Below are 25,934 nucleotides of genomic sequence, written 5' to 3'. Positions count from 1 at the left end.
CGCCGACTTGCCTCCAAAGGAATATCGAGAAGACGAACGCGGGACAGGTAACAGAAAAACGGGCCGGAACTTGAAAAGCCCGGCCCAATTATTTCGAACGCTGAAAGTCTGCTCAGCGTATCAGGTGCCGCGTCAGGCGTGCTTCGATTTTGTCCCACAGGCGGCGCAGCATCTCCACCAGGAACAGATAGATCACCGCTGCCCAGATGTAGGCCTGGAAATCATACGATCTCGAGTAGGCCCGTCTGGTTTCTCCAAACAGATCGAACACCGTCACGATTGCCGCAATGGCGGAACCCTTGAGCATGAGTATGATCTCGTTGCCATAGGGCCGCAGGGCAACGATCAGTGCCTGCGGCAGGATGATCTTGAAGAAGGTAATCTGCTTGTTGAGGCCGAGAGCAGCAGCCCCTTCCCACTGACCTCTGGGCACGTTTTGAATGGCACCGCGCAGGATCTCGGCCTGGTACGCGGATGTATTCAGTGAAAACGCGAAGATCACGCAGAACCAGGCCTCCCGGAAAAGACCCCACAGTCCGACCGCTTCCAGCTGTGCCTGGAAGGTGCCTGCGCCATAGTAGACAAGGAAGGTCTGTGCCAGCAGCGGTGTGCCGCGGAAGAAATAGACGAAGCAATAGGCAGGCTTCGATAAAAGCCACCATTTCGACGCTCGTGCAGCTGCGATGGGCACACTCAGCACCGCACCTATCAGCAACGACAGGCCGACGATCTGAAGGGTGACCAGAAAACCGCTGAGGTACTCGGGCCAATACTTCAGCACGAAAGGACTGGCGACGTTTATCGCCAGATAGTAGAGCAGCCAGGCACCGGAGACGATCCAGAGCGCCATGAGCACATGGCCGAGAATTCGCGTCTTGGTCCAGCCCCGGGGCGGTGCGGGCGGCCGTTTCAGGCCTGTGGCGGGGTTTGCGGAGATCATCGTGCCGTATCTCCGCGGTTGCTCCAGCGCTCGATACGCACGAGACCGGTGGATGATATCATTGCCAGGACCAGGTAGATCAGGCAGGCGATGCCAAAGAACATGAAGGGTTCCTTGGTCACCCTTGCGGCGATACCTGACTGGCGCATGACGTCAGACAAGCCGACCACCGAAACGAGTGAGGTGTCCTTGAGAAGGACGAGCCAACTGTTTCCAAGTGCGGGCAGTGCGAGCCGGATCAATTGCGGCAGTACAACCAGTCGAAGGGTTTTGCCTTTCGACAGTCCAAGCGCATATCCGCCTTCGTATTGTCCCTGCGGGATCCCGCGAAAGGCGGAAAGAAACGCTTCGGAAGCGTAGGAAGAAAAGACGAAGGACAGTGCGATGACACCGGCGACAAACGAATTGACTTCAAAATAGAAGTCGAAGCCGGCCATCTTCAGCAAGACCTGTATCGCGATCTGTAGTCCGAAGTAGACCAGGAACAAGGTCAGCAGTTCCGGCAAGCCCCGGAAAAGAGTGGTGTAGATATTGGCCGCCAGGCGCAAGCTGGGTTCCGATGACTTTTTCGCAAGCGCAATCAGAAATCCCAGAAACAATCCGAACGGCAAAGTCACTATTGCCAGGCAGACGGTTACAACCACGCCCCAGGCAATTTCGTCTCCCCAACCCTCTGGTCCGAAGGAGAGTAGCGTCAAAGCTTCATTCATAAGCCGGCGCTTCTTTCTGTTTGTCGTTGTTATTCCGGCCGCCCCTCCGGCCGTACTGCGGGATTTTTCCCTGCAGGTGGTGCAGCGCACTGGGCGCGCTGCACCGGAATGCGATCAACTGGAGGCTAATCAGCCGCCGTAAACGTCGAACGTGAAGTACTTGTCGTTGATTTCCTTGTACTTGCCGTTCGCCAGGATGCCTTCGATGGCCTTGTTGAACATTTCCTTCAACTCGCCGTCGTCCTTGCGGATGGCAATGCCGGCGCCTTCACCGTTGATCACCGGATCCGGCGTCAGGGTGCCCAGCAGTTTGCAGCAGGCACCGTCATCGGTCGCCAGCCAATCGGACAGAACCACAACGTCGTCAATGACGGCATCGACACGGCCGCTGGCAACGTCGAGCTTGTATTCATCCGGCGTCGGATAAAGCTTCAGGTCTGCGGACGGCAGCTTTTCTTCAGCATAGTTGGAGTGGGTGGTGGAGGACTGTGCACCAAGTGCGACACCCTTGAGGTCTTCATCCGACGTACCGGTCAGAGCGGAATCCTTCGGCACGGCAATTGCCGGCGGGGTGTTGTAATACTTGTTGGTGAAGTCGACCTTTTCCTTGCGCTCTTCGGTGATCGACATGGAAGCGATCACGGCGTCGAACTTGCCGGCCTGCAGGGCGGGGATCATGCCGTCCCAATCCTGGGTAACGAATTCGCACTCGACTTTCATTTCTTCGCAGAGCGCCTTGGCAATATCGATGTCGAAACCTATCAGCTGGCCGTCTGCGGTCAGGGAGTTAAACGGAGGATAAGCGCCTTCGGTGCCGATACGCACCTTTGACCAGTCTTTCGCCTCAGCGCCACTCACGGCAGCCAGTACTGCTACTGCGGCCGCAGCCATACGCAATACACGCATATTTTGTTCCCCTAATATCTTCTTCGCGGCGCAAGCGGGTTCGTCCCGCCTTCTTGCCCGAGCGCTCTATTCCATACACTTCGGTTCAAATTTCAAGCATGCCTACGAAAAAAACACAGCGTGATTTCGCCGAATTTTCAATTTTTCCGGCATGTCGTTGGGGAAGCGTCAAGTCATTGTGGAAACCTGACTGTTCCCTGAGGCCTTTTCTTCGTGCTGTAGAAGCATGCCGCCCTGAACCAAATGTCGGCCTAAGGGCAGAAATCAGGCCTTTGAGTCGGCTGTTGTCTCTGCTGCTTCAGCTTCCCGGGAAGCGTCGTGGACATCGAGAACGGATTGCAGGGTAATCACCGGGCGGGAAAGCGCATCCCCTGCATCTGCCCCGCGATAGGGTGTCGGCGAGACAACCGGCTGCTTTGTCAATTCGGCGATCTTTTCTTCGTGAACAGCCCTGTTTCTGGGGGAAAGGTTGTCCAGACCGAGTTCGGTCAGCCCGTGATCTTCAAGATACTTGTGCCGAATTCGCTCTTCTTCAGGCAGTTCACGCCACTCTGCATATTGTTCCGCAAGAATGCTGCGGAATTGCAGAAACCGGCTTTCGGTTTCGCTTGGCTGCTTTTGGAGCGCCTTGGCGGATTGCGGTGACACGGAAGGCGTGGGCGGCAGAGCAGATGTCATCAGATCCTCTTTCTGGCTGCAAGCATTGTCAAATATGCAAGCAAAAATTGTGCCGAGAGGGGATATTAAAAACCCTGATGAATCTCATGAACTTATTGAATTTGAAGCTGGAAGCCGAACTTCTTAGGAAAAGACTACCCGGTGACACATGGTTATTTCTGCCGGGTTTCGGAAAAGGGCCCAGCAATGTCGGACTACGAACTTTTCATCGGAAACAAGAACTACTCCTCCTGGTCTTTCAGGCCGTGGATCGCTCTCAGGCACAAGGATATTCCCTTCCGGGAGACTCTGGTTCCTTTCGATTTCGAGAATGGAAATCCGGAATTCGCGGCATTTTCACCAAGCAGAAAAGTACCGGTTCTCAAGGATGGTACCCTGACGGTGTGGGACAGCCTGGCGATCCTGGAATATGTCGCCGACTGTTTTCCGGATAAAGGCCTGTGGCCAAAGGACAAGGCCAAACGCGCCTGGGCACGGTCAATCTCGGCGGAGATGCATTCCGGTTTTACCGCTCTTCGCAGCGAATGTTCCATGAACATGCAGCGCCCTGTAGCGGCAAAAGCCGTCAGCGAAGCGGTGAAGGTTGAGGTCAACCGCATCGTGACCGTCTGGAAAGAATGCCTGGAATCATCAGGAGGTCCTTTCCTGTTTGGCGATTTCACGATTGCCGACGCCATGTATGCACCCGTCGTCAGCCGTTTCGAGACCTACCAGCTATCAAACGACCCTGTGGTGAGCAAATACAGCGAAGCCATGAAGGCAACCGAGGCCTGGAAAGTCTGGCAAGAGGCTGCACTCAAGGAAACCTGGATCGTCGATACCGAGTGAGGTTCCTGCCAGCCCGGCGCCAGCCGCCGGGCGGCTATCAGGCCGTAACCGCGTCGCTGGCCAACGCAATGTCCTCACGTTGCTGAAAATCACTACTGCCTGAAGCAGGCTTGCCGGCGTACTGGAACGCACCTTCGTCTTCGAAAAAGCTATAAAGGCTGTCGACGAACCGGCGCACTTTCAGCGGAATGAAGCGATTGGAAGGATAGACCGCATGGACCGGGTGCGGCGGGTATTGCCATTGTGGCAGCACCACTTCCAGGTCTCCCGTTCGCAGGTACGGTTCGATAAGCCAGCGATTGGAGAGCGCAATTCCGAGACCGGCGAGTGCCGCACGGCGCAGGGTCGAAGAGTTGTTGACCAGCATTGTCGGCGTGATCTTGATAGACAGCTTTTCACCGATCGGACTGATGAACGGAACCCGGTTCCCGGTCGCAATGTTCTTGTAAAGCAAGTAATCGTGATCGGGCAGCTCGTCGGGATGGACAGGGCGTCCACGTTTATCCAGATAGTCTGGTGATGCCACCAGGCAGCGCTGAGCAAGCCCCAGCCTTCGAACAATCAGCCGGTCGTCCTCGATCTCACCCATGCGGATTGCCACATCGAGCCGTTGCTGGATGACATCGACAAACTGGTCGGACAACGACACATCCAGCAAGATGCCGGGGTGATCCTTCTTGAAGCGGATCAGGAAGTCCGAAAGGATGGTTTCCGCAAAGCCAAGAGGCAGCCCCACCGATAGCGGCCCGGACATCTGGGCCTCTTCACTCTGAACCGAGCGGTCGGCCTCATCGAGGCGCTCCAGAATATCCCTTGCATAGGCATAATAGCGTTCCCCGGCTTCCGTCAGGCTGAGTTGACGCGTGGTCCGGTTCAGCAGTCTGATGCCCAGATCGTCTTCAAGCGCCCGAACCTGCTGGCTGACGGCAGGTTGCGAGATGCCGAGAATCTTTGCAGCTGCTGAGAAACTGCCGAGATTGACAGCCTGCACAAAGCCGGAAAGGGAGGAAAGCTTGTCCATGGCGGCCCCAGTTGGAGAGCGAGTGAGGAGCGACCTCATACATAAGCACGGGTTATGAGTAATATAAGATATTGGCCGCTTTAAAAACAAAGCCAATGAAACACTTTTAGGACTGCCGGACCGATCCAACGGTTCGAGCGTCAAAGTTTTCCATCAGGTCGAGCCGGGAGGCCAATTATGACCACTTCACAGATTTCCGTTTCCAGACGTTCGCTGCTCGGTGCGGCTGCCGGGGCAGGGGCGCTCGCCGCTGCCGGTGGTGTCACCTTTCTTTCCGCACCCGCAGAGGCCGCTGTCGATCAGGCCGGAAAGCCGATGGCAGGCGCACTCCGCTACAAGGTCGGCGATCTTGAAATCACCGCATTGCTCGACGGGTATCTCGATGTCACGCCGGAACTGGTGATCGGCTACGACGCATCAGAAGGGCAGCGCCTGAGGGATGCTGCCATGGTTGAAGGTGAGGCGTTGCGTATTCCCGTCAATGCCTACCTCGTCAACACCGGTGACCGGCTGATCCTTGTCGATGCCGGCACTGCGGATGCTCTGGGCCCGACCATGGGGCGTCTGCCGGATGCCTTGGCAGCCGCAGGTGTATCGCCCGATCAGGTGGACGCGCTATTGATTACCCATATGCATCCGGACCACCTCTTCGGCGTGATCGATGGTGACGGCAACAAGGTGTTCAAGAATGCGGAACTGATCCTCCCGGAGGTGGACAAGGCCTTCTGGTACGATGATGCGGCAATGAACGGCGCTCCCGAGCAGTTCAAACCCTTCTTCCTCGGTGCACGCAAGGCTGCCGATGCCTACAAGGACAGCCAGACCCTGATTTCCGGCGACAAGGAAATCCTGTCCGGCATCCGGCCGATGGCTCTTCCGGGTCACACGCCGGGGCATACCGGCTATCTGTTCGACAGCAACGGCGAAACCCTCGTAATTGCGGGCGATATCGTCCATATGGCCGTCTATCAGTTCAACCGGCCGGACTGGGGTATCGGGTTCGACATTGATCCAGGGCAGGCAGTGTCGACACGCAAGACATTCCTGGACCAGGCCGCCGCCGACAAGTTGTTCTTTGCAGGCGCGCATATTCCGTTTCCCGGTATGGGCCGTGTTGCAAAGGACGGCGAGGGTTATCGCTTCGTCCCGGCTAACTGGCCCTACGCCTACTAACGAAGAACCTCTCGCTGGCCTGGCAACGCTGCCGGGTCAGCGTAGTCCGAAGCCGGAGAAGGGCAGGTAGGACACCAGCTCACCCTTGCGGATCGAGGTCACGTCTTCGGGTATTTCGATAAGACCGTCGGCCTCGCGCAGGCCCGTGATCAGGCCGGAGCCGTCGCGCTGGAATTTATGCGCTGCAAGTGATCCGTCTGGACGAGGCTTCAGATAGGCACGGTAGAACTCTCGGCGGTCCGGCTTTTTCTTGGGAACTTCGAAGGCTGCCGGAACCTGAAAGGCCTGCGGTTCCAGAAAGGCGCCGCCGCCAAGAACGCTGAAGACCGGCCGTGCGTAAAGCAGAAAACAGACCATCGCGGCAACCGGGTTTCCCGGCAGTCCGAGGACAACGCAGGAGCCGATATTTCCGAACATCATCGGGCGGCCAGGCTTGATAGCAAGCTGCCACATGTGGCGTTTTCCGATCTTGTCCAGAACCTTGAGCATGTGATCTTCCTCGCCGCGGCTTGCTCCGCCGGTGGTCAGGATCACGTCATGGCTGGCTGCTGCCGTCGAAAGCACCTCTTCAAGGGCGTCAGCGTCATCTTTCAGAATGCCCAGATCGTCGATCTCGACAGGAAGCGTTGCGCACAGGCTGCGCAGCAGAAAGTGGTTGGAATCGTAAACGTCTCCGAGCGTGATAAGGTCGCCGGGCCGGCGCAGCTCGTCGCCTGTCGACACTAGGGCCACCTTCAGTTTCCGGTAAACGGAAACGTCTGCCTGACCGGTGGACGCGATTGCCGCGATATCTTGCGGGCGCAACCGCTGACCGGGGCTCAGCAGCGTCGTTCCCTCCGCCACGTCTTCCCCCGCCTTACGGCGGTTGGCACCCGTTTTCAGGCCTTGCGGCACGATCACGAAGTCCTGCCCATCCTGCTGGTGCGTTTCACAATCTTCCTGCATGGCGACCGTATCCGCACCGGGTGGCATCACCGCTCCAGTAAAGATCCGGGCTGCAGCCCATGGGCCAAGATCGGCGTTGCTCGCGTGCCCTGCAGCTATCCTCTGTTCCAGACGGAAGAACCCTCCGGCTTCCTCGAAATCGGCGTTGCGGAAGGCGTAACCGTCAACGGCCGAATTGTCGGCGAGTGGTACATTGCGGGGAGCGGTCACCGTACTTGCAAGGATGCGTTCGGCGGCATCCTGCAGGGGCACGGTTTCGGTCTCGGCAATGCAATGCAGCCGCTGTTTCAGGATCTCCAGCGCCTCGTGGTGGCGCAAGCGGTCCTTGTCGTGCAGGAAGCAGTCATCCAGAAGCTGTTTACCGGTCATGTTGTCGGCCTTTTCAGCCCGAGATGAGTCTCGATGAAATTCGCCATGGCGGCGATGTCATCCAGATGAAACACCGGCAATACCTCGTCCGGCAAATCGTGATCGGTTGCGATGGCCAGAATATTCGGATCGGAAACGGCAAGGGGCCCGCGTTCGCTTGCCTCGGTTCTGCGTGCCTCGATCTTCGGATGGGGTTCGCTCTTGTAGCCTTCGATGAGGATCAGGTCGCAGGGGGCAAGCCGCTCCAGAACGTCTTCCAACGGCGGCTCGTCTTCCTCTTTCAGTTCATGCATCAAGGCCCAACGGCATCCGGACACCAGTGCAACTTCCACTGCACCTGCTTCGCGGTGCCGGAAACTGTCCGTTCCCGGCTTGTCGATATCGAAGCCGTGATGAGCATGCTTTACGGTCGAAACCTTCAGGCCCCGCGCGGTGAACTCGGCCACGAGGCTGGCCACGAGTTGTGTCTTGCCGGAATTCTTCCAGCCGGTGATGCCGAATACAGGGGTGGTGGTCATCTGGAATGTAAGCTCAGCGCGTCTCTGACAGTCGAAAGGTCATCAGGTTTGTTGGCATTGAAAAAGGGGTCCAACCCGCTGTCAGGATCCGCATCGAAGGCGACTTCGACACTGTCGTAACAGTCGACAAAGGCCAGCACCTTGCCTGTCTTGCCGGATTGCAGCCAGTCCTCGAGATCCGCTTTCAGGCTGACAGGCCACAGGCCGAAGACAGGGTGGAGCTTGTCCGCAGAAGAGGCGAGGGCAATGACCGGTCTGTCACCGGGGACTGCAGCACAGAACCGGCTGACAAGGCTGGTAGGGAAAAATGGTGTATCACCGGCGACCGAAATCACATGGCTGATATCCGGTCGCTCGTTGTGAGCATAAGTCATGCCGGCCAGGACACCTGCCAGCGGTCCTGCGAAATCACCTACCGGATCAGCGGCAACAGGCAGCTGAAAGCGCGCAAACCGGTCTGGGTTACCATTGGCGTTCAGGACTATATCGTGCAGCTGTGGTTTCAGACGGGCGAGGATCATATCAAGCATCGTCTTGCCGCCAAGATCCATCAGGCTTTTGTCGCCGCCGCCCATTCTGCGGGATTGGCCGCCGGCAAGTACGCAACCAAGCACCTTGCTGCTCTCAAGGGTTTTCTTGTGTCTGGTCATTCTGCCGGGACGCTCCCTTTTCGGCGGGCCGTATCCGGCTCGTCTTCCACGTCGCTCGCGGACATGTCGAACACGATCCTGTCCTGACCGGACAAAGCAACGAACCGCTTGCCGCGTGCGCGGCCGATCAGCGTAAGGCCGGCCTTGCGTGCGAGTTCGACGCCCCACGCGGTAAACCCCGAGCGTGACACGAGGATCGGAATGCCCATCATCACGGTCTTGATGACCATTTCGGAGGTCAGTCTGCCAGTGGTATAGAAGATCTTGTCGTGCGCGGGGATGTTGTTCAGGACCATCCAGCCTGCGATCTTGTCGACCGCATTGTGGCGGCCGACATCTTCCATGTAGACCAGAGCACGGTCTTTCTGGCACAGAACACAGCCATGGATCGCCCCCGCCTCGAGATAGAGGGAAGGCGTTGTGTTGATGGTTTTGGTCAGCGCATAGAGCCAGGAAGTGTTGAGACGGGCGTCCTCAGCGAGTTGAACGGTATCGAAGCCGTCCATGACATCGCCGAAGACAGTGCCCTGGGCGCAGCCGGAGGTGCGCACCTTCTTCTTCAGCTTTTCCTCGAAATTGGTCTCACGCTCGGTGCGAACCACCACAACATCCAGATCGTCGTCATGGTCGATGCCGGTGATGACATCGTCCTCGGCCAGCATGTTCTGGTTTTTCAGATAACCGACGGCGAGAAGGTCCGGATGATCGCCAATGGTCATCATGGTGACCACTTCCTGAGAATTCAGGTAGAGGGTCAGGGGTTTTTCCGTCACGACACGCGTTTCGACCGGCTGTCCGTCCTGATCGATACCGGTTACGGACGTCGAAAGACGCAAATCTTCCGGGTCGGGTTGCAGCACATATGAGCCTGACACAGGCAAACGACTCCATTTGCTTCGATTGTCTCAACACTATGGGACGCGATTGCCGCGGGGCAAGGTGTTACTTTGCCGTTTTGGTTCGCGAAAGTGCCATGAAGGCACCGCCGGCCAGCAGTCCCCAGAATGCACCCGAAACACCCAGGAAACTAACCCCGGAAGCCGTCACCATGAAGGTAATGATGGCGCTGTCCCTGTCAGCGGGAGCTTTTGTGGCCTCGCTGATGGAAAAGGCAAAAGCACCCAGCAGGGCCAATCCCGCAACGGCTTCGATCAGGATAGTCGGCGTGGCCGCAACAAAGGCCATCACCAACCCTGCGAATAGGCCGAACAGGACGTAGACCGCACCTGCGGTCACTGCCGCCCAGTAACGCTTTGCCGGATCCTTGTGCGCATCTTCACCCGCGCACATTGCAGCCGTGATGGCGGCAAGGTTGACCGCATGTCCGCCGAATGGGGCGGACAGCATACTGAAGACGCCGGACAGAGTGAAAAGCGGTCCGCTTTTGGGGCGGTAGCCATAGGCGGACAGCACGGCAACACCCGGGATGTTCTGGGACGCCATCGTCACGATGAAGAGCGGCAGCGCGATACTGATCAATGCTTCCAGAGAAAACGAGGGTGCGATCCAGGCTGGTTCGGTGATCAGCTGGACGTTGCTCAGGTCGATCGGGCCGCTGCTCGAAAGGCCGATCGCGAATGTCATGACCATGGCAAGGGGAACCGCGAAGAGCCTGAAAAAGCGCAGGGCAATCGCCCAGAAGGCAATGATGGCTAGTGCGCTGTAAGGTAGTTCTGCGACAGCTCTCACCGGCGCAAGGCACAGTCCGAACAGGACACCTGCCAGCATCGCGTTGGCAAGTGGTGCCGGAATGGATGCGACCGCCCGCCCGAAAGGCTTGATCAGGCCCGCGAGTACGACAAGCGCGCCACAAACCAGAAAAGCGCCAACGGCTGCCGAAAAGCCTCCTTCGAGCGGGCCGGCTGTCGCAAGGAGCGCGGCACCGGGTGTCGACCACGCGATGCTGACGGGGATCTTCGTGGCGAGGGAGGCAACGATCGCGCAAAGGCCCATGGAAATGGACAGTGCCATCAGGCCGCTGGTTGCTTCGGCTGGGGAAGCGCCGGCTGCTGTCAGCCCTTGAATGACGATAGCGAATGAACTCGCAAAGCCGACAATGGCGGCAAGAAAGCCGGCTGATACCGGCTGAAGGCCGGCGAACCTGCCCGACATGATGCAATCCCCCAGTTAACAAGGGCGCACAATATCGGCATGCCTGGCAATTGGACTAGGACCTTGCGGCCACGGACCGGATAATTTTGCGAAACATGTGATGAGCTGGGGCTCCTCGGCAGAAAACCCGGAGCGGCTCAGATCATCAACATGTCGTTGGTCAGGCGGCCTTCCTGAAGTTCCTGCGCGAAATGTCCGAACGCCCGGTAGGCTTCTTCCCGCGTTACGTCGGCAGGGTGGTCAAGCAGAGGGCGCAGCACGTCGTGCTTGGAAGCGGCCAGTCCATCGGTCAGATCCCGGAAGAACATCAGCGAATTCGGGAACAGCCGGAAATCCGCCGGTTCGTGAATGATGCCCTCGATGGCTTCAAGACGCGGATCGTTCATCACGCAATAGACGGTATCAAGCACCGGGCCGGTCAGGCCTTCCAGAACCTGGATGATGTGCTGATCGACCAGCAGAAGCGCACCGGTTACGCCGGCCTTTCTGTTGATCCGCCGAATACGCAACAACGTCTTGTCGATTTCGTCGGGCAGGGGCAAACGCATGTTGCCCCAGTTGATCTTGCTTCGGTAGCAGGCGCGGTAAAGTTCCATGGCGTATCCATCCTTTTGCCGATGAAACCAGCCTGCGCTTCAATTCCTCACATTTGCTTAAAATTTGAATCAAATACGAAGAAGAGCTTTTCGTGTTACCGAAGCGTCGCCAAGTCCTCCGCAAAAGTGTGCTTTGCGGACCGGTGAACAGAACAAGAAAACTGTGCAAAACAACGTGCGCACATCTTTGTGTGGATAAGGAGGTCAGGCACCGGCTTCGAGCTTGAAATCCAGACTGGCTCTTACGGCAGGCCACTCGTGAGGAAGAATCGAATAAACCGCCGTATCTCTGAGCGCTCCGTTGGGCGAGCGCTGGTGGGATCGCAGAACACCATCCAGTTTGGCACCTAGCCTTTCGATCGCGGCGCGGCTTTGGCGATTCATGAAGTGCGTCCGGAATTCGACCGCGATGCAGTCCAGTTCCTCAAACGCATGTGCCAGCAGCATGCGTTTGCATTCCGTATTGAGGCGAGTGCGCTGCACGGCCTTGCGATACCAGGTCGAACCGATTTCGACGCGCTTGTTGGCCGCATCGATGTTCATATAGGTGGTCATGCCGACGGCCTTGCCGGTTGGCGTCAACACGGCGAACGGAAGCATTAAGCCGGCTTCCTGAAGCGACAGCCGTCTTTCAATTTCCGCCCGAACGGCATCCGGTTTCGGGACGCTGGTGTACCAAAGCTTCCACAGTTCGCCGTCGGCGGCAGCTTCGGCCAGATCGGCGGCGTGGGATAGGCTCAAGGGCGCAAGTGTGCCGGTACTGCCCTTCAGGGTTACGGGGAGAGGCCAGGCCATCATGTGTCTCCAGTCGAATTGGCAGGTCAGAACGGGCGCTCTTCACCGCTCCATTTGAAGAACTTTCCGGTATCGGTAACAGACAGGGAACCGGCAATCTTCAGAACGCCCCGCGCCACATCCACCGGGTCATTGTCTGCCAACTGGCCGCCCATGTCTGTACGCACCCAGCCCGGATCTATCAGTGCGACCGGAATGCCTTCGGATTCCAGATCGGTCGCCAGCCCCTGCATGACCTTGTTCACTGCCGCCTTGGAGGCTCGGTAGGCGAGGGTGTCCGACTTCCGGTATCCCATCCAGGCCATCTGGCTGGAGATGGTAAGGATCCGACCGGATCCCGACCGGCGCAAATGAGGCAGGAAAGCTTGTGAGACCGCCAAAGGTGCAAGGGTGTTGACGGCCAGGGTTTCGGCAAAACCCTCGAAATCCATATCGAGTGCGCTTTGACGTTCCGGAGTGATGATGCCCGCGTTGTTGATCAAAAGGTTCAGCGGGGTGTCGAGGTCGCCGGCGACCGCGCGAACGGCGGCATGGTCTCTCACATCGAAAAACAGCGGATGAAAATCTTTGCCGAGCCGTTCCGCTGTCTCGTCAGCCGACTGCTGCGTGCGGACGGAGCCGTAAACGGTCCAGCCACTGTCCAGTGCGGCACGGGCAAGTTCATAACCGATCCCGCGATTGGCTGCGGTGATGAGGCAGGTTGGCATGTCAAATTCCTGAAGTTGGAATGTCTTGGGAAGGACGCTGTGTAGGGCCGTAACAAATTAACCGGGCCGTCTGGCTGTTCAACGAAAACATTGTCTCCCTTTTAGAAGGGGTAACAATCGCGAGATCCAGCAGCAACCATGGCCAATTCCATGGTTATGAAAGCTTCTGAAGCTTGCGGCTTTCAACTGCGCAGGGCTTGTCTCGGATTTTCACCCCTTCTATGACTCGCGGTCTGAAACCGGAACGCGCCGTGCTTCATTTTGGCAGGTTGCCTGAATGGAGCGGCGAACTAGAGTTCGCACCGGAAATAGCCGGTTGAACACAGTGGCCGGTGTACGAAACAGGACCGAAAGATGACCGACACCATAAAAAGCGCAGTCATGGAACGACTGAGGCAGATCAAGGGACCAGACCTTGAAGGCGATATCGTCTCGTTGGGCCTTGTCTCGGACGTGTTTGTGTCCGATGGCCGTGTTGTTTTTTCCATCACTGTTCCTGCAGAACGCGCACAGGAGCTTGAGCCGCTGCGCCAGGCCGCTGAAAAGGTGGTCAAGGAAGTGGATGGCGTTGAAACCGTGATGGTCGCGCTGACTGCCGAACGGGCGGCAGGCGGCGCTCGCAATGCGGCACCACAATCAGCTCCAAAACCAGCCCCCCAACAGCCTCGACGACCTGCGGAAGAGCAGGCGCCTGCAAAACCGGGCGTGCCGGGCATCAAGCACATTGTCGCGGTTGCGTCCGGCAAGGGCGGTGTTGGCAAATCCACCACCACGGCGAACCTTGCCTTGGCGATGGCCTCCCTCGGAAAGAAGGTCGGCGTCCTGGATGCCGATATCTACGGGCCCTCGGTGCCGCGGCTGTTCAATGTTTCCGGCAGGCCGGAAGCTTTGTCGGGCAGAATGCTCAAGCCAATGGAAGGCTATGGCATCAAGGTGATGTCCATGGGCTTCATGGTGGAAGAGGAAACGCCAATGATCTGGCGTGGACCGATGGTGATTTCCGCGCTTACCCAGATGTTGCGCGAAGTGGCCTGGGGCGAACTTGACGTCCTTGTGGTCGACATGCCTCCGGGAACCGGCGACGCCCAGCTCACCATGGCCCAGCAAGTGCCGCTGGCCGGAGCCGTGATCGTGTCGACACCGCAGGACCTTGCCCTGATCGATGCCCGCAAGGGTCTCAACATGTTCAAGCGTGTCGATGTTCCCGTGCTGGGGATTGTCGAGAACATGAGCTACTTCCTGTGCCCCGATTGCGGTGGTCGCCATGATATCTTCGGCCATGGCGGAGCGCGTGCGGAAGCGGACCGGCTGAACGTTCCGTTCCTGGGCGAAGTTCCCTTGACGATGAAGATCCGTGAAACCTCCGATGCCGGAACACCGGTTGTGGTGTCCGATCCGGAAGGCTCGGTCGCAGGCATCTACAAGGACATTGCTGCCAAGGTACTCGACAGCATTGATCGGGAGAGCGCGGAACCCACACGAGCCGCCCCCAACATCGTCTTCGATTGATATAGGGCAGGAGGGACGATCCCTGAGTAACTCCTGATTAGGCGACGAGACAAGTTTTGGCCACGGCGAGAGCTGTGGCCTTTTTTCGTCCGGGTTTACCTGGGTGCAGGACTGGCGGTGTTGATCGTGGATTTATCCGTGAAATGCAGCAATTTCCACCCGTTGCGAAGGCTCCGGTCAAGCTTGAAAAGTTGAAACAATTTCAAAGCCAATGAGGGGAAACATTAGCTGTTTTCGCCGTCTTTCGATGGTGGGCCTGTAACAATTCAGGTTTTCACGCCCGGATCACGCGGCCAATATATATTCGAACATGAATATATCGCCCGCGAGGGTGAAAACCAAAAGGTTCCTTCCCGGGCATGCTCACCAGCCGAACTCAGACTTCCAGCACCGATGCCAAACCATCCCTGGCGGTGCTTGTAGCGATTTCATCGGTCAGCCCGCTTGCCATGCAGATATACCTGCCGTCCCTGGCAGGAATGATGGTGGTCTTTTCCGCAACCGCGGGCGAGATTCAGCTGTCGATGTCCGCTTATTTCATCGCGGTTGCGGTTTCCCAGTTGTTCTGGGGGCCCTTGTCGGATCAGTTCGGCCGCCGGCCGGTAATCATTCTCGGCATGGCTTTGTTCGTAATCGGCAGCGTGTTCTGTCTGTTTGCGCAAACAATCGAAGCCTTGATCGCGGCCCGGGTTCTTCAGGCAGCCGGTGGCTGTACGGGAATGGTCCTTGGACGTGCGATCCTGCGTGATCTCTACAGCCCCAAGCAGGCGGCAAGCATGATCGGCTATGTCACCATGGGCATGGCGGTGATGCCGACAGTGGCACCAGCAATCGGCGGAATTCTGGATCAATACTATGGCTGGCAGGGCGGGTTTGTGCTGCTGCTGATGTTCGGAGTGGCGGTTCTGTGGGCAAGCATTGCGCTTCTGCCTGAAACGCACCTGAACCGAAAAGCGGCCGGTGGGCGGCAGATCCTGAAATCCTACGCGACCCTCTGCCGTGAGCCGCTCTACTGGAGCTACAGTCTGACAGCGGCGTCCAACGCGCTTGCCTACTTCGCCTATCTGGGAGGGGCTCCCTTTATTGCCGCCGATCTCCTGTCCCTGAGTGCGCAGGAAATGGGGTTCTACTTCATGTTTGTGGCGCTCGGTTATATCGCTGGAAACTTCATCTCCGGCCGGTTTGCCGAACGAGTTGGCCTGTTTCGGATGATACTGTCCGGCACTCTCATCGGCGTTGTCTGCGTGACGATAATCTCCGGGTTTGCCTATTTCGGAGCGTTGAGCGCACCCAGCCTCTTCCTGCCGATGTTCCTTCTTGGTCTCGGCAATGGTGTCTGCCTGCCAAGTGCATTGTCCGGTGCTGTCAGCGTACGGCCGGAGTTGACGGGAGCTGCTTCCGGCCTGACGGCGTCACTTCAGGTCGCCATGGGCGCGCTGGCCGGATCCATTGTCGCCTCGCTTTATGCCGATGGCCTGCTGGCCTCCTCGCCCTGGGGCATGATCCTGATGATGGGACTGGGCATCGGGTGCAGCCTGATCGCGACCGTCTGCATCAGGTTCTACACCACGCGCGCCGACCTCGTTCCGGCAGAATAGTTTTGCCGGTTTTCAAGGTCGCTGAACTTGCTGTTGCCTGGGTAACTGAAGTTTTGGCGGTTTAACCGCCGGTGACGCTCATGTGCCGGGAAACTGCAGGCTGGTTGCGGTTCCGGTCAATCACGAAATCATGCCCTTTTGGCTTCCGCCCGATGGCCTCGTCGATTGCATCGTTCAGAAGGTCGTTGCCTTCCGAAGCGCGCAGAGGCGCCCGAAGATCCGACATGTCTTCCTGACCAAGGCACATGTATAGCTGGCCGGTGCAGGTGACCCGCACCCGGTTGCAGCTTTCACAGAAGTTATGCGTCATCGGCGTGATGAAGCCGAGACGACCACCGGTTTCCTCGATGGTCACATACCGGGCGGGTCCGCCGGTCTTGTAGGGGATGTCCGTCAATGTGAACTGCTCGCCCAGGCGCGCACGCACGGTCGAGAGCGGCAGATACTGGTCCGTGCGGTCGCCGTCGATCTCGCCAAGAGGCATGGTCTCGATCAAGGTCAGGTCGTGACCGTGCTCATGGCACCACTCAAGCATCGTCACGATCTCATGCTCGTTGACGTCCTTGAGAGCAACCATGTTGATCTTGATCTGGAGGCCTGCGGCAGTCGCAGCGCGGATCCCGTCCATGACCTTGCCAAGGTCGCCCCAGCGGGTGACTGCCTTGAATTTCTGCGGATCGAGCGTATCGATCGACACGTTGATCCGGCGCACGCCGCAATCGTAAAGTTCCTGCGCGTAGCGGGCGAGCTGCGAGCCGTTGGTGGTCAGGGTCAACTCTTCCAGAGCGCCACTGTCCAGATGCCGGCCAAGGCTGCGGATAAGGCTCATGATATTCTTGCGGACCAGCGGCTCACCGCCGGTCAGGCGCAGTTTACGGACGCCTTTTTCGATGAAGGCAGTGCACAGACGGTCGAGCTCTTCAAGGCTGAGCACTTCGCGTTTGGGCAGGAAGGTCATGTCTTCCGCCATGCAATACACGCAACGGAAATCGCAACGATCGGTCACGGAGACGCGAAGGTAGGTGACGGCGCGGCCGAACGGGTCGATCATCGGACCATGTGATTCCGCTGTTCCGATTGCCGCTTGTGCCGGGACCACAATCTTGCCGTCTGTCACGTTTCGCTCTCCCTCGATTTTTATCTTATCCAGATCATATGGCGTCGATGCGGGCAAGATCAATTGAAACCGGACTGCAAATGTCCGGTTTACGGCATCAGGTAAACTTGTGAGTGTACTCTTGTCAAATCAATTGGAAAGATGCCGGAATTCGCTCGCCTGCGCGACCAGGAACATGCATCGAAGCGCCCACTGACGAGTGCTTGGTCCGGTCACAATCCTAGGAGCTCCACTTTACTTGCCGCTCGCCCGGTATTGGAGCCAATAAATCCGGCACGCCGTTGATCCGATTGTGTTTTGCGGCGTATCTGAGCTGTAGCAAGCGGCAGGAGCAGCATGACAACACTTGTTTGGTTTCGACAGGATTTGCGCATCAAGGACAATCCGGCCCTGTTCGAGGCGGCCCGCAAGGGACGTGTCCTTCCGGTCTTCATCCTTGAACCAGCAGAGCAGGCCGGTGAAACGCACCCGCTTGGCGGGGCAAGCCTCTGGTGGCTGCATCACAGCCTGGCGTCCTTGAAGGCGGATCTGCCGGGTCTGATCTTCCTGCGGGGGAGCGCGCGACACCTGATCCCACAGCTTGCAAAGGAAGTCGAGGCCGAGGCCGTCTTCTGGAATCGATGCTACGAACCACATGCGATCGAGCGGGATACCGATCTCAAGAAGGTGCTGAAAGAAGACGGGTTTGAGGTCAAAAGCTTCAAGGCGTCCCTCTTGTTCGAACCCTGGGAACTGGAGACAAAATCCGGCGGCCCCTTCAAGGTGTATTCGCCGTTCTGGAAGGCAGCTCAGCAAAAGACCATCGATGACGCCTTGCCAGCACCGGAGAAGCTGGAATTTGCGGACTACGATGGCGGTGAAACGCTTGAGAGCTTTGATCTCTTGCCCACGAAGCCTAACTGGGCAAAGGGATGGGAGGATTGCTGGCAGCCCGGTGAAGCCGGCGCTGTGGAGCGGCTGGAAGGCTTCTTCGAGGAAGGCTTGAAGGGCTATGGCACATTGCGCAATCGCCCTGATCTTCCGAATGTGTCGCGCTTGTCACCGCATCTCCACTTTGGCGAAATCTCCCCCCGACAGATCTGGCATGCAACGCAGAAGGTAATGGACCGGAAATCGTCGGTTGCCGGTGACGGTATGAAATTCCTGTCCGAGATTGCCTGGCGGGAATTTGCTTACCACTTGCTCTACCATTTCCCGAAATTGCCGTCGGATAACTGGCGTTCAACCTTTGATGCCTATCCCTGGCAGGAGCCGGGGGACGCGTTGGAGAAGTGGCAGAAAGGGCAAACGGGATATCCGATTGTCGACGCCGGCATGCGCGAACTCTGGCAAACCGGATACATGCACAACCGGGTGCGCATGATCGTGGCGAGTTTCCTGATCAAGCATCTGCGTATTCATTGGCACCATGGCGAGGCCTGGTTTCGGGACACGCTGGTGGATGCGGACCTTGCCAACAATTCGGCAAGCTGGCAGTGGGTTGCAGGATCAGGTGCTGATGCTGCTCCCTATTTTCGGGTCTTCAACCCGATTACCCAGGGAGAAAAATTTGATCCGGAAGGTGTGTACATCCGCAAATGGGTTCCAGAGCTGCGCGATCTGGACACGCACTATCTCTTTGCGCCATTTGATGCCCCGGCCGAAACCCTGAAAAAAGCCGGTATCACGCTTGGCGAGACCTATCCGAAACCGCTGGTCGACCATGCCAAGGCACGCAAGGCAGCGCTCGACGGCTATGAATCGGTGAAGCAGGCGGGACAAGACGCCGCTTGACGGTGCCGGTGCTACCGGTATCGTCCGCGCGCAAGTCCCGGCGACATGTGCCGGGTGGAATCAAAGGACCCGGAGATGACCGACCCGACTGCTCCCTGGCCAACGGAACTACGCGTATCCAAAGACAAGAAGAGCCTGACTGTTGCTTTCAACACGGGTGAGCGGCACGAATTGTCTGCTGAATATCTCCGGGTGTGTTCACCTTCGGCGGAAGTGAAGGGCCACAATCCATCCCAGAAGCAGACCGTGCCCGGCAAACGCAACGTCGAGATCATGAAGATCGAACCTGTCGGCAACTATGCTGTCCGTATCCATTTTGACGACATGCATAATTCCGGGATTTTTACCTGGACGTATTTCCTCGAGCTAGGCAGAGATCCGGAAGCACACTGGGGTGTCTACCTGCAGGAACTGGCGGACAAGGGCCTGACACGGGATCGTTGATTGAGAGCAGGCCGGGCTGGCTGAAGCCAGCTGGAATCAGCTATAAAGGGCGTGGCTCGACCCAAGCCATCCCCCTCCATCAGGAGCAGCAGCCGAACTGCAGGGTCGTTTCATACTGGCAACCAGACGATCGTGCGTTCGCATAAGGAGGGACAGCGGCTGATGCACGCGATCTGGAGGTCGCACCATGAAACTCACTGCACCCGTTTTCCGCCTGAAGCGTGAAGCCCGGACACTCGCCCGCAGCAAGTCTATCGCGTTGAGCCGGGCATTGGACGATATTGCTGTTCGCGAAGGTTTCAGAAGCTGGAGCCATCTCGCGTCTGCTGCACGCGACCAAGGCCCGTCGGTCAGGCTTTTGTCAGCGCTTGGACCAGGCGACATGGTCATCCTTGGTGCACGGCCCGGGCACGGCAAAACGGTGCTGGGGCTTGAGTTGCTTGCAGAAGCGGCCAAGGCTGGCAGAACGTCCGTGTTCTTCTCGTCAGAATGTTCTTATCGCGATGTTCGTATGAAGCTTTCCGCCAGCGGATACCGCGATCCGGAAAAATCGGGAACGTTCCGGATTAGGCTTTCCGACAACGTCTGCGCCGAGAAGATTAAAGAGACGCTGGCTGATGCTTTGCCGGGCTCCATTGCCGTCATCGATTATCTTCAAGTCATGGACCAGCATCGCTCGCAGCCACCGCTCGGTGCGCAGATCGAGGAGCTGAGACAATTTGCAAACAAGCGGCGTATCACGCTCGTCTTCCTGTCTCAGGTTCATAGAAGCTTTGATCCCGAGATCCAGTCACTGCCTGGGTTCTCCGATATCCGCACAACTAATTCTGTCGATCTATCGCACTTCGACAAGGGCTGTTTCCTGCACGACGGCGAGATGATGCTGTCCGGACATTGAGTTGCCTTTCCGGTCTTTTAGATCACCGGCCGGTGTCCTGCTGAACGCAGGGCACCGGTTGCTTGAACGTCTTGATACGTTCCGGGCTTTCGCGGGCTTGTGGGTTGTGGATTGTTAAAGTCCGAGTTCACTCAGGCCAGGATGGTCTGCCGGGCGCGGGCCCTGAGGCCAGTGCATCTTGCGATCATTCGCGGAAATGGCGAGATCATTGATGCTGGCAAATCGGCGATGCATCAGGCCATTGGATGCGAACTCCCAATTCTCGTTGCCGTAGGAGCGGTACCATTGTCCGGCCGCATCGTGCCATTCGTAGGCAAAGCGAACCGCAATCCGGTTGCCGGCAAAGGTCCACAGTTCCTTGATCAGGCGGTACTCCTGTTCCCTCTGCCATTTGCTGGTGAGGAATTCCACCACTTGCTCCCGCCCAACCGGAAAGTCCGACCGGTTCCGCCAAATGGTGTCCGGTGTATAGGCTAGCGAGACCTTCTCCGGGTTCCGGCTGTTCCAGCCGTCTTCCGCAGCACGCACCTTCTGGCGGGCGGTCTCAAGGGTAAAAGGCGGCAGCGGGGGGCGCTGTTCTGTCATCGCGCAAGCTCCAGGGTCTGAATTTGAGGAGACGAGGCCAACCCCGCATGAAGGCGGGCGTCCAGCGGCTGGGGGGCCGGGGTCAAGGCTGATGTGATCACAAGTACCCCGGCAACAAGTGCGCCGAAGAGATAGAAGCCGCGCGGATATGCAGGTCTTGGTGAGAACATGGGTTTGCCTCGCAGTGTTAAACAGATAAAAGTGTACCGATCTGTTCAGTTACGAGTTATATATGTGCCGATCTGTACATGATAGCAAGGCACTAACTTCGTGCTTGAGATCATTAAAACGTGAGGAGGTCGTGTTTCGGCTGTTTGGGCAGCACCTATTTTGGGCATCTTGAACGATCGCTGATGTTTGACTATTTACAAGTCAGTACAGAAAGGAAGCTCATGCGACCAAGCAAACGCGATGAACTGGTACGCAAGTCTCTGGCTGTCTTTTACAGAGACGGTTTCCATGCGACCGGCATGGATACGCTTGTTGCTGAAACAGGCATCTCCAAGACGACGATGTTCAAGCATTTCAGAACCAAGGATGATCTGATCCTGGCGGTGTTGAGATACCGGGACGAGACTTTCCGGAACTGGTTCCTGCGCAGGCTGGATGAACGCGATCTTTCGCCAAGGCAAAAGCTGCTCGCAGTTTTTGATATTTTGAAAGAGTGGTTCGAAGAACCCGGTTTCAAGGGATGTATGTTCATCAAGGCATCGGGTGAGTTTCAGGACCCTGTACACCCTGCATATGCCCAGTCCACCGAACACAAGCGCCTGCTTCTGTCGGCACTCAGGAGCCTTGCGGAAAAGGCGGGGGCTCGCGAGCCGGATCTGCTGGCACGTCAGATCCTCCTTCTCAAGGAGGGGGCAATCGTTGCCGCTCAGATGGGGTTCGACCCGGATCCGTCAGGTGCGGCAAAGAACGCGGCAGCGGTACTGATCGATGCCCACATCCCGGAAAATTGATCAAGTCTGGGATCTAGATGTGAGCATCAAAAAAAAGCCGGGCAGGGCCCGGCTTTATTTCTTGATAATTGGTGCCGCAGTTTAGCGCTTCACGATGACCTTCGAACCAACAGTCACGCTGTTGTAGAGGTGGATCACGTCTTCATTTGCCAGACGGATACAGCCGGAAGAGACAGCCGAACCGATGGTCCACGGCTCAGTCGTGCCGTGAATGCGGTAGAGGGTCGAGCCGATGTACATCGCGCGAGCACCCATCGGGTTGTTCGGTCCACCCGGCATGTAAGCCGGAAGGATACGGCCTTTCGCACGTTCACGAGCACGCATCTGTGCAGGCGGGGTCCAGCTCGGCCATTCAGCCTTGCGGGTGATACGGTGCGTGCCGGCCCACTGGAAGCCATCCTTGCCAACGCCGACGCCGTACTTCATGGCCTTGCCACCAGGCAGGACATGGTAAAGACGACGCTCGGAGGTATCGATGACGATCGTGCCTGCAGGGTACGGGCCATCATATTTCACGCGCTTGCGTTTGACCGGGGACGGGCCGCCCGGGTGATATTTCGGAGTGACCCAGGTGTTCGTGCTGTGGTCAAAGTAGCCATATCGCGGAGCTGCCTGAGCGGTCAGCGCAAAAGCGCCCGCCAGAACCGCAACCATTACAAATAAAAGTTTCTTCATTCCGATCCCCCATCAGCATCGGGCTCGTGCCTCAACGATGCGATTCTCAATCAAAGTGACGTTACGAAAATGTCCTTGCCGCACTCTTAATTATTATGTCGCAAAACGGTGTTCGGGAAAATCTCACGTTGATGTGACCACAGACCATGTCCTGCGTCTGTGCTGAAATTGCAACGGATTTTTCGTGAAAAACGCGATGAAGACGCGTTCGCTCGCTGAGATTGTGGAATTTGCCCGCCTTGGCATAAATCGTCAGCTATCTTTGATCCGGATTGGGCGATTCCGCGCCCAATTCCGAATCGTATGACCGCGATCCAAATCGCGCCAAAACGGCGCGTGGTTACTGTTGTTGGTGTGTCGACAGACAAAAAAGAACCCGCGGCAAAAGCCGCGGGTCTGGTGTTTTCAGCTGAAGCCGCGTTCAGCCGAGGTTCAATTCCTTGAAGAAGTCGTTGCCCTTGTCATCAATGACGATAAAGGCCGGGAAATCCTCGACTTCGATTCTCCAGACGGCTTCCATGCCCAGTTCCTCGAACTCGACCACTTCCACCTTTTTGATACAATCCTGCGCAAGGCGAGCGGCCGGACCGCCGATGGAGCCGAGATAAAATCCGCCATGAGCCTGGCAGGCGCGGCGCACCTGAGCGGAACGGTTGCCTTTGGCCAGCATGACCATGGAACCGCCGGCTGCCTGGAACTGATCGACGTAAGCGTCCATGCGTCCTGCGGTTGTCGGACCGAACGAACCTGAAGGCATTCCCTCCGGTGTCTTGGCCGGGCCAGCGTAATAGATCGGATGGTTCTTGAAATAGTCGGGCAGGGGCTCGCCACTTTCCAGCCGGTCACGCAGCTTGGAATGGGCAAGGTCGCGGGCAACGATCAGCGGTCCGGAAAGCGACAATCGGGTCTTGATCGGGTGTTTGGAAAGTTCGCCCAGGATTTCGGACATCGGCCGGGTCAGGTCGACCTTGACCACATTGTCGGACAGGTGGTCGTCGGTGACCTCCGGCAGGTATTTTTCCGGGTGCATCTCGAGCTGTTCCAGGAAAATCCCGTCTTTCGTGATCTTGCCGACGGCCTGCCGGTCCGCGGAACAGGACACGGCGAGGCCGATTGGCAAGGACGCGCCGTGACGCGGCAGGCGGATGACACGCACATCGTGGCAGAAATACTTGCCGCCGAACTGGGCACCGACGCCGGTTGCCTGGGTCAGTTTGTGGATCTCGGCTTCCAGCTCAAGGTCACGGAAGGCATGTCCCAGTTCCGACCCTTGCGTCGGCAGGCCGTCAAGATAGCGGGCCGAAGCCAGTTTTGCTGTCTTGAGGTTCATTTCCGCAGACGTGCCACCAATGACGATCGCAAGGTGATAGGGCGGGCAGGCAGCAGTACCGAGCGTAAGGATCTTTTCCTTGAGAAATTCCACCAGCCGGTCATGGGTCAGCAGGGATGGTGTGCCCTGGAACAGGAAAGTCTTGTTGGCCGAACCGCCACCCTTGGCCATGAACAGGAACTTGTAGGCATCTTCACCTTCGGCATAGAGCTCGATCTGTGCCGGCATGTTGTTGCTCGTGTTCTTTTCCTCGAACATGGAAATCGGCGCAAGCTGGGAATACCGCAGGTTCTTTTTGAAATAAGCGTCCCGGGAACCTTCGCCGAGTGCGGCTTCGTCCGTCCCGTCGGTCCAGACCCGGCGGCCCTTCTTGCCCATGATGATTGCGGTGCCCGTATCCTGGCACATCGGCAGAACACCGTGGGAGGCGATGTTCGCGTTTTTCAGGAGATCAAACGCAACGAATTTGTCGTTCTCGGTCGCTTCCGGATCTTCCAGGATCTTCTTCAGCTGTTCCAGGTGGCCTGGACGCAGGAAATGGTTGATGTCCTTGAAGGCCTCTTCGGCAAGAAGGCGTAGACCTTCAGCTTCGACAACCAGTACCTCTTCGCCGTTGAACTCGGCTGTCTTGACGTGGTCCGACGTCAGTTTCCGATACGGGGTCTTGTCTTCTCCCTGAGGGAAAAGGGCGCTGTGCTGATAAGCTGGAGGTGTGAGCGGAGCGTTCATAGGAGGCTTTCCTGATCTGGCTGCTTCCCGTCACATCGGGAAGCGCTGGAACGTTGAGTGCTGTTCTCATACGGCAAAAAGGCTGCGGACGCCAAGTGCCGCAGCCTGATCAAATGGTCGGAGCCGGAAGTCTTGTTTGCCGAAGGCGATGTCAGCGGATCGCCGTAAGATCCAGGGTGACGGTGACGATATCTCCGACCGTGTCGGTGCCGACCCCGCTGCCAAGCTGATAGTCGAGCCTGTTGACGATGGCCGTCCCCTTTGCTGTGGCGGTGTCGCCCGCGATGTCCAGGGTGAAATCCATCTCGACCGGCTGGGAAATTCCCTTTATGGAGAGCGTGCCCTGTGCCCGGTAGCTGTTGCCTTCGACAAGCTCGACAGTGTCGGACGTGAATTCGGCCGTCGGGAAGTCCCCGGCGTTGAACCAGTCCTTGCCAGGCAGGGTGCCGTCGAACTGGGCATTGCCGGTAGTGGCGCTCATCGGTTTGATTTCAGCACTGATCTTGGCGGTTTCAGGGGCCGCAGGATCAAAATCGATGTCTGCTTCCCACGACGCGAAGACGCCAGTCAGCGTGCCGCCGCCCTGTTTGACTTCAAAGCCGAGCTTGCTCTTGTCCGGATCGACTTTCCAGGTGTCGGCAAACGCCGGTGCGGTGAAGGTCGTCGCCGACAGGACTGCAACGGCATATGTAAAATGCTTCAATGTCATCTGCGGATTTCCAGTTCGTGTTGTCAGCTATCGGCCTTGGCGGGTGCGGTTGAAATCATGCGTTTCAACGTGGCGTCGCGGGCGATGAAGTGGTGTTTCAGCGCTGCTGCGACATGAACGGCAATCAGCGCGATCAACAGATAAGCCCCATATTCATGCAGCAGCTTGAAGAAAGTTTCCGCCTGTTCCTGCGAACCAAGCACACCTGGAACCGGCAGATGTGGCACTGGCCAGGTGTTGAACAGGATGGTCGGAATGCCCCACGGCGAAGCCGACACCATGAACCAGCCGGTCAGTGGCAGGGCAAACAGAAGCGCGTACAGGCCGACATGCCCAAGATGCGCCCCGACCTTTTCCAGCAGGTGCATGTTGTCAGGCAGTTTCGGCGAAGGGTTGAGAAGGCGCCAGACAAGACGGAGCACGGCAAGCGTCAGCACCACAAAGCCGATCGACTTGTGCAACTGATAGAGCTCAAAGGTTGCCTGTTCGGTTGGCGGAAGCTGGTGCATGTAGAGGCCGAGGCCAAGCATGCCGATGACCAAAACTGCCATCGTCCAATGGAACGCGATGGCAATTCTTCCATACCCGGTTGAAGTGTTGCGCAGCATGGCGGCTCCTGGAAAACGGAGGCCGGTCTGTCCGGCCTCCGAGGGTGTT

The 25,934-nt window shown here is 57.7% G+C and carries 27 protein-coding genes; 8 read left to right on the top strand and 19 right to left on the bottom strand.

From position 1 onward, the window contains the following. Positions 1-112: 112 nt before the first annotated feature. The 4 genes from ACP90_RS16355 to ACP90_RS16340 form a co-directional block, all read right to left on the bottom strand. On the bottom strand, positions 113-940 hold the full coding sequence (locus ACP90_RS16355; RefSeq protein ID WP_022999479.1) for an ABC transporter permease: 828 nt from the start codon (positions 938-940) through the stop codon (positions 113-115). Further along, complete coding sequence (locus ACP90_RS16350) at positions 937-1,650, bottom strand: ABC transporter permease (RefSeq protein WP_062491704.1); 714 nt, start codon at positions 1,648-1,650, stop codon at positions 937-939. The genes ACP90_RS16355 and ACP90_RS16350 overlap by 4 nt, the downstream gene beginning before the upstream one ends. A 129-nt stretch (positions 1,651-1,779) precedes the next feature. After that, positions 1,780-2,556, bottom strand: coding sequence for an ABC transporter substrate-binding protein (locus ACP90_RS16345; protein WP_031268815.1), 777 nt, complete (start codon positions 2,554-2,556; stop codon positions 1,780-1,782). Between the two features lie 264 nt (positions 2,557-2,820). Beyond that, entirely contained in the window at positions 2,821-3,234 is a 414-nt protein-coding gene (locus ACP90_RS16340) for a hypothetical protein (protein ID WP_062488951.1), read from the bottom strand. A gap of 186 nt (positions 3,235-3,420) precedes the next feature. Between ACP90_RS16340 and ACP90_RS16335 the strand changes: the two genes are divergently transcribed. Next, a complete protein-coding gene (locus ACP90_RS16335; protein ID WP_062488950.1) occupies positions 3,421-4,062 on the top strand; it encodes a glutathione S-transferase family protein in 642 nt (213 codons plus the stop codon). A 37-nt stretch (positions 4,063-4,099) separates the two neighbouring features. On the opposite strand, the gene ACP90_RS16330 is transcribed toward ACP90_RS16335, so the two are convergent. Then, the gene (locus tag ACP90_RS16330; RefSeq protein ID WP_208993346.1) at positions 4,100-5,083 is read right to left on the bottom strand and encodes a LysR family transcriptional regulator; all 984 of its coding nucleotides are present in this window, start codon (positions 5,081-5,083) and stop codon (positions 4,100-4,102) included. 177 nt (positions 5,084-5,260) lie between these two features. Here ACP90_RS16330 and ACP90_RS16325 point away from each other — a divergent pair, with 177 nt between their 5' ends. Beyond that, complete coding sequence (locus tag ACP90_RS16325) at positions 5,261-6,256, top strand: MBL fold metallo-hydrolase (RefSeq protein ID WP_062488949.1); 996 nt, start codon at positions 5,261-5,263, stop codon at positions 6,254-6,256. A 36-nt stretch (positions 6,257-6,292) separates the two neighbouring features. Here ACP90_RS16325 and glp read toward each other — a convergent pair whose 3' ends face one another. The 8 genes from glp to ACP90_RS16285 all read right to left on the bottom strand — a co-directional run bounded on the left by glp (position 6,293) and on the right by ACP90_RS16285 (position 12,948). Continuing rightward, positions 6,293-7,570, bottom strand: a complete 1,278-nt coding sequence (glp, locus tag ACP90_RS16320; protein WP_062488948.1) for a gephyrin-like molybdotransferase Glp — start codon at positions 7,568-7,570, stop codon at positions 6,293-6,295. Then, the gene (mobB, locus tag ACP90_RS16315) at positions 7,567-8,088 is read right to left on the bottom strand and encodes a molybdopterin-guanine dinucleotide biosynthesis protein B (protein ID WP_062488947.1); all 522 of its coding nucleotides are present in this window, start codon (positions 8,086-8,088) and stop codon (positions 7,567-7,569) included. Before mobB ends, glp begins: the two co-directional genes overlap by 4 nt. Beyond that, the gene (gene mobA / locus ACP90_RS16310; RefSeq protein ID WP_062488946.1) at positions 8,085-8,738 is read right to left on the bottom strand and encodes a molybdenum cofactor guanylyltransferase MobA; all 654 of its coding nucleotides are present in this window, start codon (positions 8,736-8,738) and stop codon (positions 8,085-8,087) included. The genes mobB and mobA overlap by 4 nt, the downstream gene beginning before the upstream one ends. Further along, complete coding sequence (gene fdhD, locus ACP90_RS16305) at positions 8,735-9,613, bottom strand: formate dehydrogenase accessory sulfurtransferase FdhD (protein ID WP_062488945.1); 879 nt, start codon at positions 9,611-9,613, stop codon at positions 8,735-8,737. The genes mobA and fdhD overlap by 4 nt, the downstream gene beginning before the upstream one ends. A gap of 67 nt (positions 9,614-9,680) precedes the next feature. Beyond that, positions 9,681-10,850 (bottom strand): benzoate/H(+) symporter BenE family transporter, encoded by a 1,170-nt coding sequence (locus ACP90_RS16300; protein ID WP_062488944.1) that lies wholly within the window; start codon positions 10,848-10,850, stop codon positions 9,681-9,683. A 137-nt stretch (positions 10,851-10,987) separates the two neighbouring features. Next, positions 10,988-11,446: a BLUF domain-containing protein gene (locus ACP90_RS16295; protein WP_055653875.1), complete on the bottom strand. Its 459-nt coding sequence runs from the start codon at positions 11,444-11,446 to the stop codon at positions 10,988-10,990. A gap of 204 nt (positions 11,447-11,650) precedes the next feature. After that, positions 11,651-12,241 carry a GNAT family protein gene (locus ACP90_RS16290; RefSeq protein WP_208993594.1) on the bottom strand — a complete coding sequence of 197 codons (591 nt, stop codon included), beginning with the start codon at positions 12,239-12,241 and terminating at the stop codon, positions 11,651-11,653. 26 nt (positions 12,242-12,267) lie between these two features. Then, on the bottom strand, positions 12,268-12,948 hold the full coding sequence (locus ACP90_RS16285; protein WP_062488942.1) for an SDR family oxidoreductase: 681 nt from the start codon (positions 12,946-12,948) through the stop codon (positions 12,268-12,270). 354 nt (positions 12,949-13,302) lie between these two features. On the opposite strand from ACP90_RS16285, the gene ACP90_RS16280 reads away from it, so the two are divergent. Both ACP90_RS16280 and ACP90_RS16275 read left to right on the top strand, forming a co-directional pair. After that, positions 13,303-14,457, top strand: a complete 1,155-nt coding sequence (locus ACP90_RS16280; RefSeq protein WP_062488941.1) for an Mrp/NBP35 family ATP-binding protein — start codon at positions 13,303-13,305, stop codon at positions 14,455-14,457. A gap of 359 nt (positions 14,458-14,816) precedes the next feature. After that, the gene (locus ACP90_RS16275) at positions 14,817-16,055 is read left to right on the top strand and encodes a multidrug effflux MFS transporter (protein WP_062488940.1); all 1,239 of its coding nucleotides are present in this window, start codon (positions 14,817-14,819) and stop codon (positions 16,053-16,055) included. 61 nt (positions 16,056-16,116) lie between these two features. Here ACP90_RS16275 and moaA read toward each other — a convergent pair whose 3' ends face one another. Continuing rightward, complete coding sequence (moaA, locus tag ACP90_RS16270; protein ID WP_031268810.1) at positions 16,117-17,106, bottom strand: GTP 3',8-cyclase MoaA; 990 nt, start codon at positions 17,104-17,106, stop codon at positions 16,117-16,119. Positions 17,107-17,508: 402 nt separating this feature from the next. Here moaA and ACP90_RS16265 point away from each other — a divergent pair, with 402 nt between their 5' ends. The 3 genes from ACP90_RS16265 to ACP90_RS16255 all read left to right on the top strand — a co-directional run bounded on the left by ACP90_RS16265 (position 17,509) and on the right by ACP90_RS16255 (position 20,287). Beyond that, positions 17,509-18,945, top strand: a complete 1,437-nt coding sequence (locus tag ACP90_RS16265; RefSeq protein WP_062488939.1) for a deoxyribodipyrimidine photo-lyase — start codon at positions 17,509-17,511, stop codon at positions 18,943-18,945. A gap of 75 nt (positions 18,946-19,020) precedes the next feature. Then, complete coding sequence (locus ACP90_RS16260; protein WP_055656473.1) at positions 19,021-19,389, top strand: DUF971 domain-containing protein; 369 nt, start codon at positions 19,021-19,023, stop codon at positions 19,387-19,389. Between the two features lie 187 nt (positions 19,390-19,576). Further along, positions 19,577-20,287 (top strand): DNA helicase, encoded by a 711-nt coding sequence (locus ACP90_RS16255; RefSeq protein WP_062488938.1) that lies wholly within the window; start codon positions 19,577-19,579, stop codon positions 20,285-20,287. Positions 20,288-20,401: 114 nt separating this feature from the next. Here ACP90_RS16255 and ACP90_RS16250 read toward each other — a convergent pair whose 3' ends face one another. Then, on the bottom strand, positions 20,402-20,872 hold the full coding sequence (locus ACP90_RS16250) for a nuclear transport factor 2 family protein (RefSeq protein ID WP_062488937.1): 471 nt from the start codon (positions 20,870-20,872) through the stop codon (positions 20,402-20,404). 392 nt (positions 20,873-21,264) lie between these two features. Here ACP90_RS16250 and ACP90_RS16245 point away from each other — a divergent pair, with 392 nt between their 5' ends. Then, positions 21,265-21,834 (top strand): TetR family transcriptional regulator, encoded by a 570-nt coding sequence (locus ACP90_RS16245; RefSeq protein ID WP_062488936.1) that lies wholly within the window; start codon positions 21,265-21,267, stop codon positions 21,832-21,834. Positions 21,835-21,915: 81 nt separating this feature from the next. On the opposite strand, the gene ACP90_RS16240 is transcribed toward ACP90_RS16245, so the two are convergent. From ACP90_RS16240 to ACP90_RS16225, 4 genes are all read right to left on the bottom strand, one after another. After that, positions 21,916-22,509 carry a L,D-transpeptidase gene (locus ACP90_RS16240; RefSeq protein WP_031268808.1) on the bottom strand — a complete coding sequence of 198 codons (594 nt, stop codon included), beginning with the start codon at positions 22,507-22,509 and terminating at the stop codon, positions 21,916-21,918. A gap of 421 nt (positions 22,510-22,930) precedes the next feature. Continuing rightward, a complete protein-coding gene (locus ACP90_RS16235; protein WP_062488935.1) occupies positions 22,931-24,568 on the bottom strand; it encodes a fumarate hydratase in 1,638 nt (545 codons plus the stop codon). 151 nt (positions 24,569-24,719) lie between these two features. Next, positions 24,720-25,277, bottom strand: coding sequence for a YceI family protein (locus tag ACP90_RS16230; protein WP_022999453.1), 558 nt, complete (start codon positions 25,275-25,277; stop codon positions 24,720-24,722). A 23-nt stretch (positions 25,278-25,300) separates the two neighbouring features. Next, on the bottom strand, positions 25,301-25,885 hold the full coding sequence (locus tag ACP90_RS16225) for a cytochrome b (protein ID WP_062488934.1): 585 nt from the start codon (positions 25,883-25,885) through the stop codon (positions 25,301-25,303). Positions 25,886-25,934: the final 49 nt, after the last annotated feature.

Origin of the sequence: Labrenzia sp. CP4 (assembly GCF_001579905.1) — a bacterium.
Taxonomy (GTDB): domain Bacteria; phylum Pseudomonadota; class Alphaproteobacteria; order Rhizobiales; family Stappiaceae; genus Roseibium; species Roseibium algicola.
This window is presented reverse-complemented; position numbering and strand designations above follow the sequence as displayed.

What these genes read in the sequence shown, in the direction of transcription:
- ACP90_RS16285 (WP_062488942.1), bottom strand. Translation starts at nt 12,948, where the DNA reads ATGCCAACCTGCCTCATCACCGCAGCCAATCGCGGGATCGGTTATGAA.
- ACP90_RS16275 (WP_062488940.1), top strand. Translation starts at nt 14,817, where the DNA reads ATGCTCACCAGCCGAACTCAGACTTCCAGCACCGATGCCAAACCATCC.
- ACP90_RS16330 (WP_208993346.1), bottom strand. Translation starts at nt 5,083, where the DNA reads ATGGACAAGCTTTCCTCCCTTTCCGGCTTTGTGCAGGCTGTCAATCTC.
- ACP90_RS16345 (WP_031268815.1), bottom strand. Translation starts at nt 2,556, where the DNA reads ATGCGTGTATTGCGTATGGCTGCGGCCGCAGTAGCAGTACTGGCTGCC.
- ACP90_RS16255 (WP_062488938.1), top strand. Translation starts at nt 19,577, where the DNA reads ATGAAACTCACTGCACCCGTTTTCCGCCTGAAGCGTGAAGCCCGGACA.
- ACP90_RS16300 (WP_062488944.1), bottom strand. Translation starts at nt 10,850, where the DNA reads ATGTCGGGCAGGTTCGCCGGCCTTCAGCCGGTATCAGCCGGCTTTCTT.
- ACP90_RS16290 (WP_208993594.1), bottom strand. Translation starts at nt 12,241, where the DNA reads ATGGCCTGGCCTCTCCCCGTAACCCTGAAGGGCAGTACCGGCACACTT.
- ACP90_RS16225 (WP_062488934.1), bottom strand. Translation starts at nt 25,885, where the DNA reads ATGCTGCGCAACACTTCAACCGGGTATGGAAGAATTGCCATCGCGTTC.
- moaA (WP_031268810.1), bottom strand. Translation starts at nt 17,106, where the DNA reads ATGATCGACCCGTTCGGCCGCGCCGTCACCTACCTTCGCGTCTCCGTG.
- ACP90_RS16350 (WP_062491704.1), bottom strand. Translation starts at nt 1,650, where the DNA reads ATGAATGAAGCTTTGACGCTACTCTCCTTCGGACCAGAGGGTTGGGGA.
- ACP90_RS16245 (WP_062488936.1), top strand. Translation starts at nt 21,265, where the DNA reads ATGCGACCAAGCAAACGCGATGAACTGGTACGCAAGTCTCTGGCTGTC.
- ACP90_RS16265 (WP_062488939.1), top strand. Translation starts at nt 17,509, where the DNA reads ATGACAACACTTGTTTGGTTTCGACAGGATTTGCGCATCAAGGACAAT.
- ACP90_RS16355 (WP_022999479.1), bottom strand. Translation starts at nt 940, where the DNA reads ATGATCTCCGCAAACCCCGCCACAGGCCTGAAACGGCCGCCCGCACCG.
- ACP90_RS16295 (WP_055653875.1), bottom strand. Translation starts at nt 11,446, where the DNA reads ATGGAACTTTACCGCGCCTGCTACCGAAGCAAGATCAACTGGGGCAAC.
- ACP90_RS16325 (WP_062488949.1), top strand. Translation starts at nt 5,261, where the DNA reads ATGACCACTTCACAGATTTCCGTTTCCAGACGTTCGCTGCTCGGTGCG.
- ACP90_RS16260 (WP_055656473.1), top strand. Translation starts at nt 19,021, where the DNA reads ATGACCGACCCGACTGCTCCCTGGCCAACGGAACTACGCGTATCCAAA.
- ACP90_RS16235 (WP_062488935.1), bottom strand. Translation starts at nt 24,568, where the DNA reads ATGAACGCTCCGCTCACACCTCCAGCTTATCAGCACAGCGCCCTTTTC.
- glp (WP_062488948.1), bottom strand. Translation starts at nt 7,570, where the DNA reads ATGACCGGTAAACAGCTTCTGGATGACTGCTTCCTGCACGACAAGGAC.
- ACP90_RS16230 (WP_022999453.1), bottom strand. Translation starts at nt 25,277, where the DNA reads ATGACATTGAAGCATTTTACATATGCCGTTGCAGTCCTGTCGGCGACG.
- ACP90_RS16340 (WP_062488951.1), bottom strand. Translation starts at nt 3,234, where the DNA reads ATGACATCTGCTCTGCCGCCCACGCCTTCCGTGTCACCGCAATCCGCC.
- mobA (WP_062488946.1), bottom strand. Translation starts at nt 8,738, where the DNA reads ATGACCAGACACAAGAAAACCCTTGAGAGCAGCAAGGTGCTTGGTTGC.
- ACP90_RS16240 (WP_031268808.1), bottom strand. Translation starts at nt 22,509, where the DNA reads ATGAAGAAACTTTTATTTGTAATGGTTGCGGTTCTGGCGGGCGCTTTT.
- ACP90_RS16250 (WP_062488937.1), bottom strand. Translation starts at nt 20,872, where the DNA reads ATGACAGAACAGCGCCCCCCGCTGCCGCCTTTTACCCTTGAGACCGCC.
- ACP90_RS16280 (WP_062488941.1), top strand. Translation starts at nt 13,303, where the DNA reads ATGACCGACACCATAAAAAGCGCAGTCATGGAACGACTGAGGCAGATC.
- mobB (WP_062488947.1), bottom strand. Translation starts at nt 8,088, where the DNA reads ATGACCACCACCCCTGTATTCGGCATCACCGGCTGGAAGAATTCCGGC.
- ACP90_RS16335 (WP_062488950.1), top strand. Translation starts at nt 3,421, where the DNA reads ATGTCGGACTACGAACTTTTCATCGGAAACAAGAACTACTCCTCCTGG.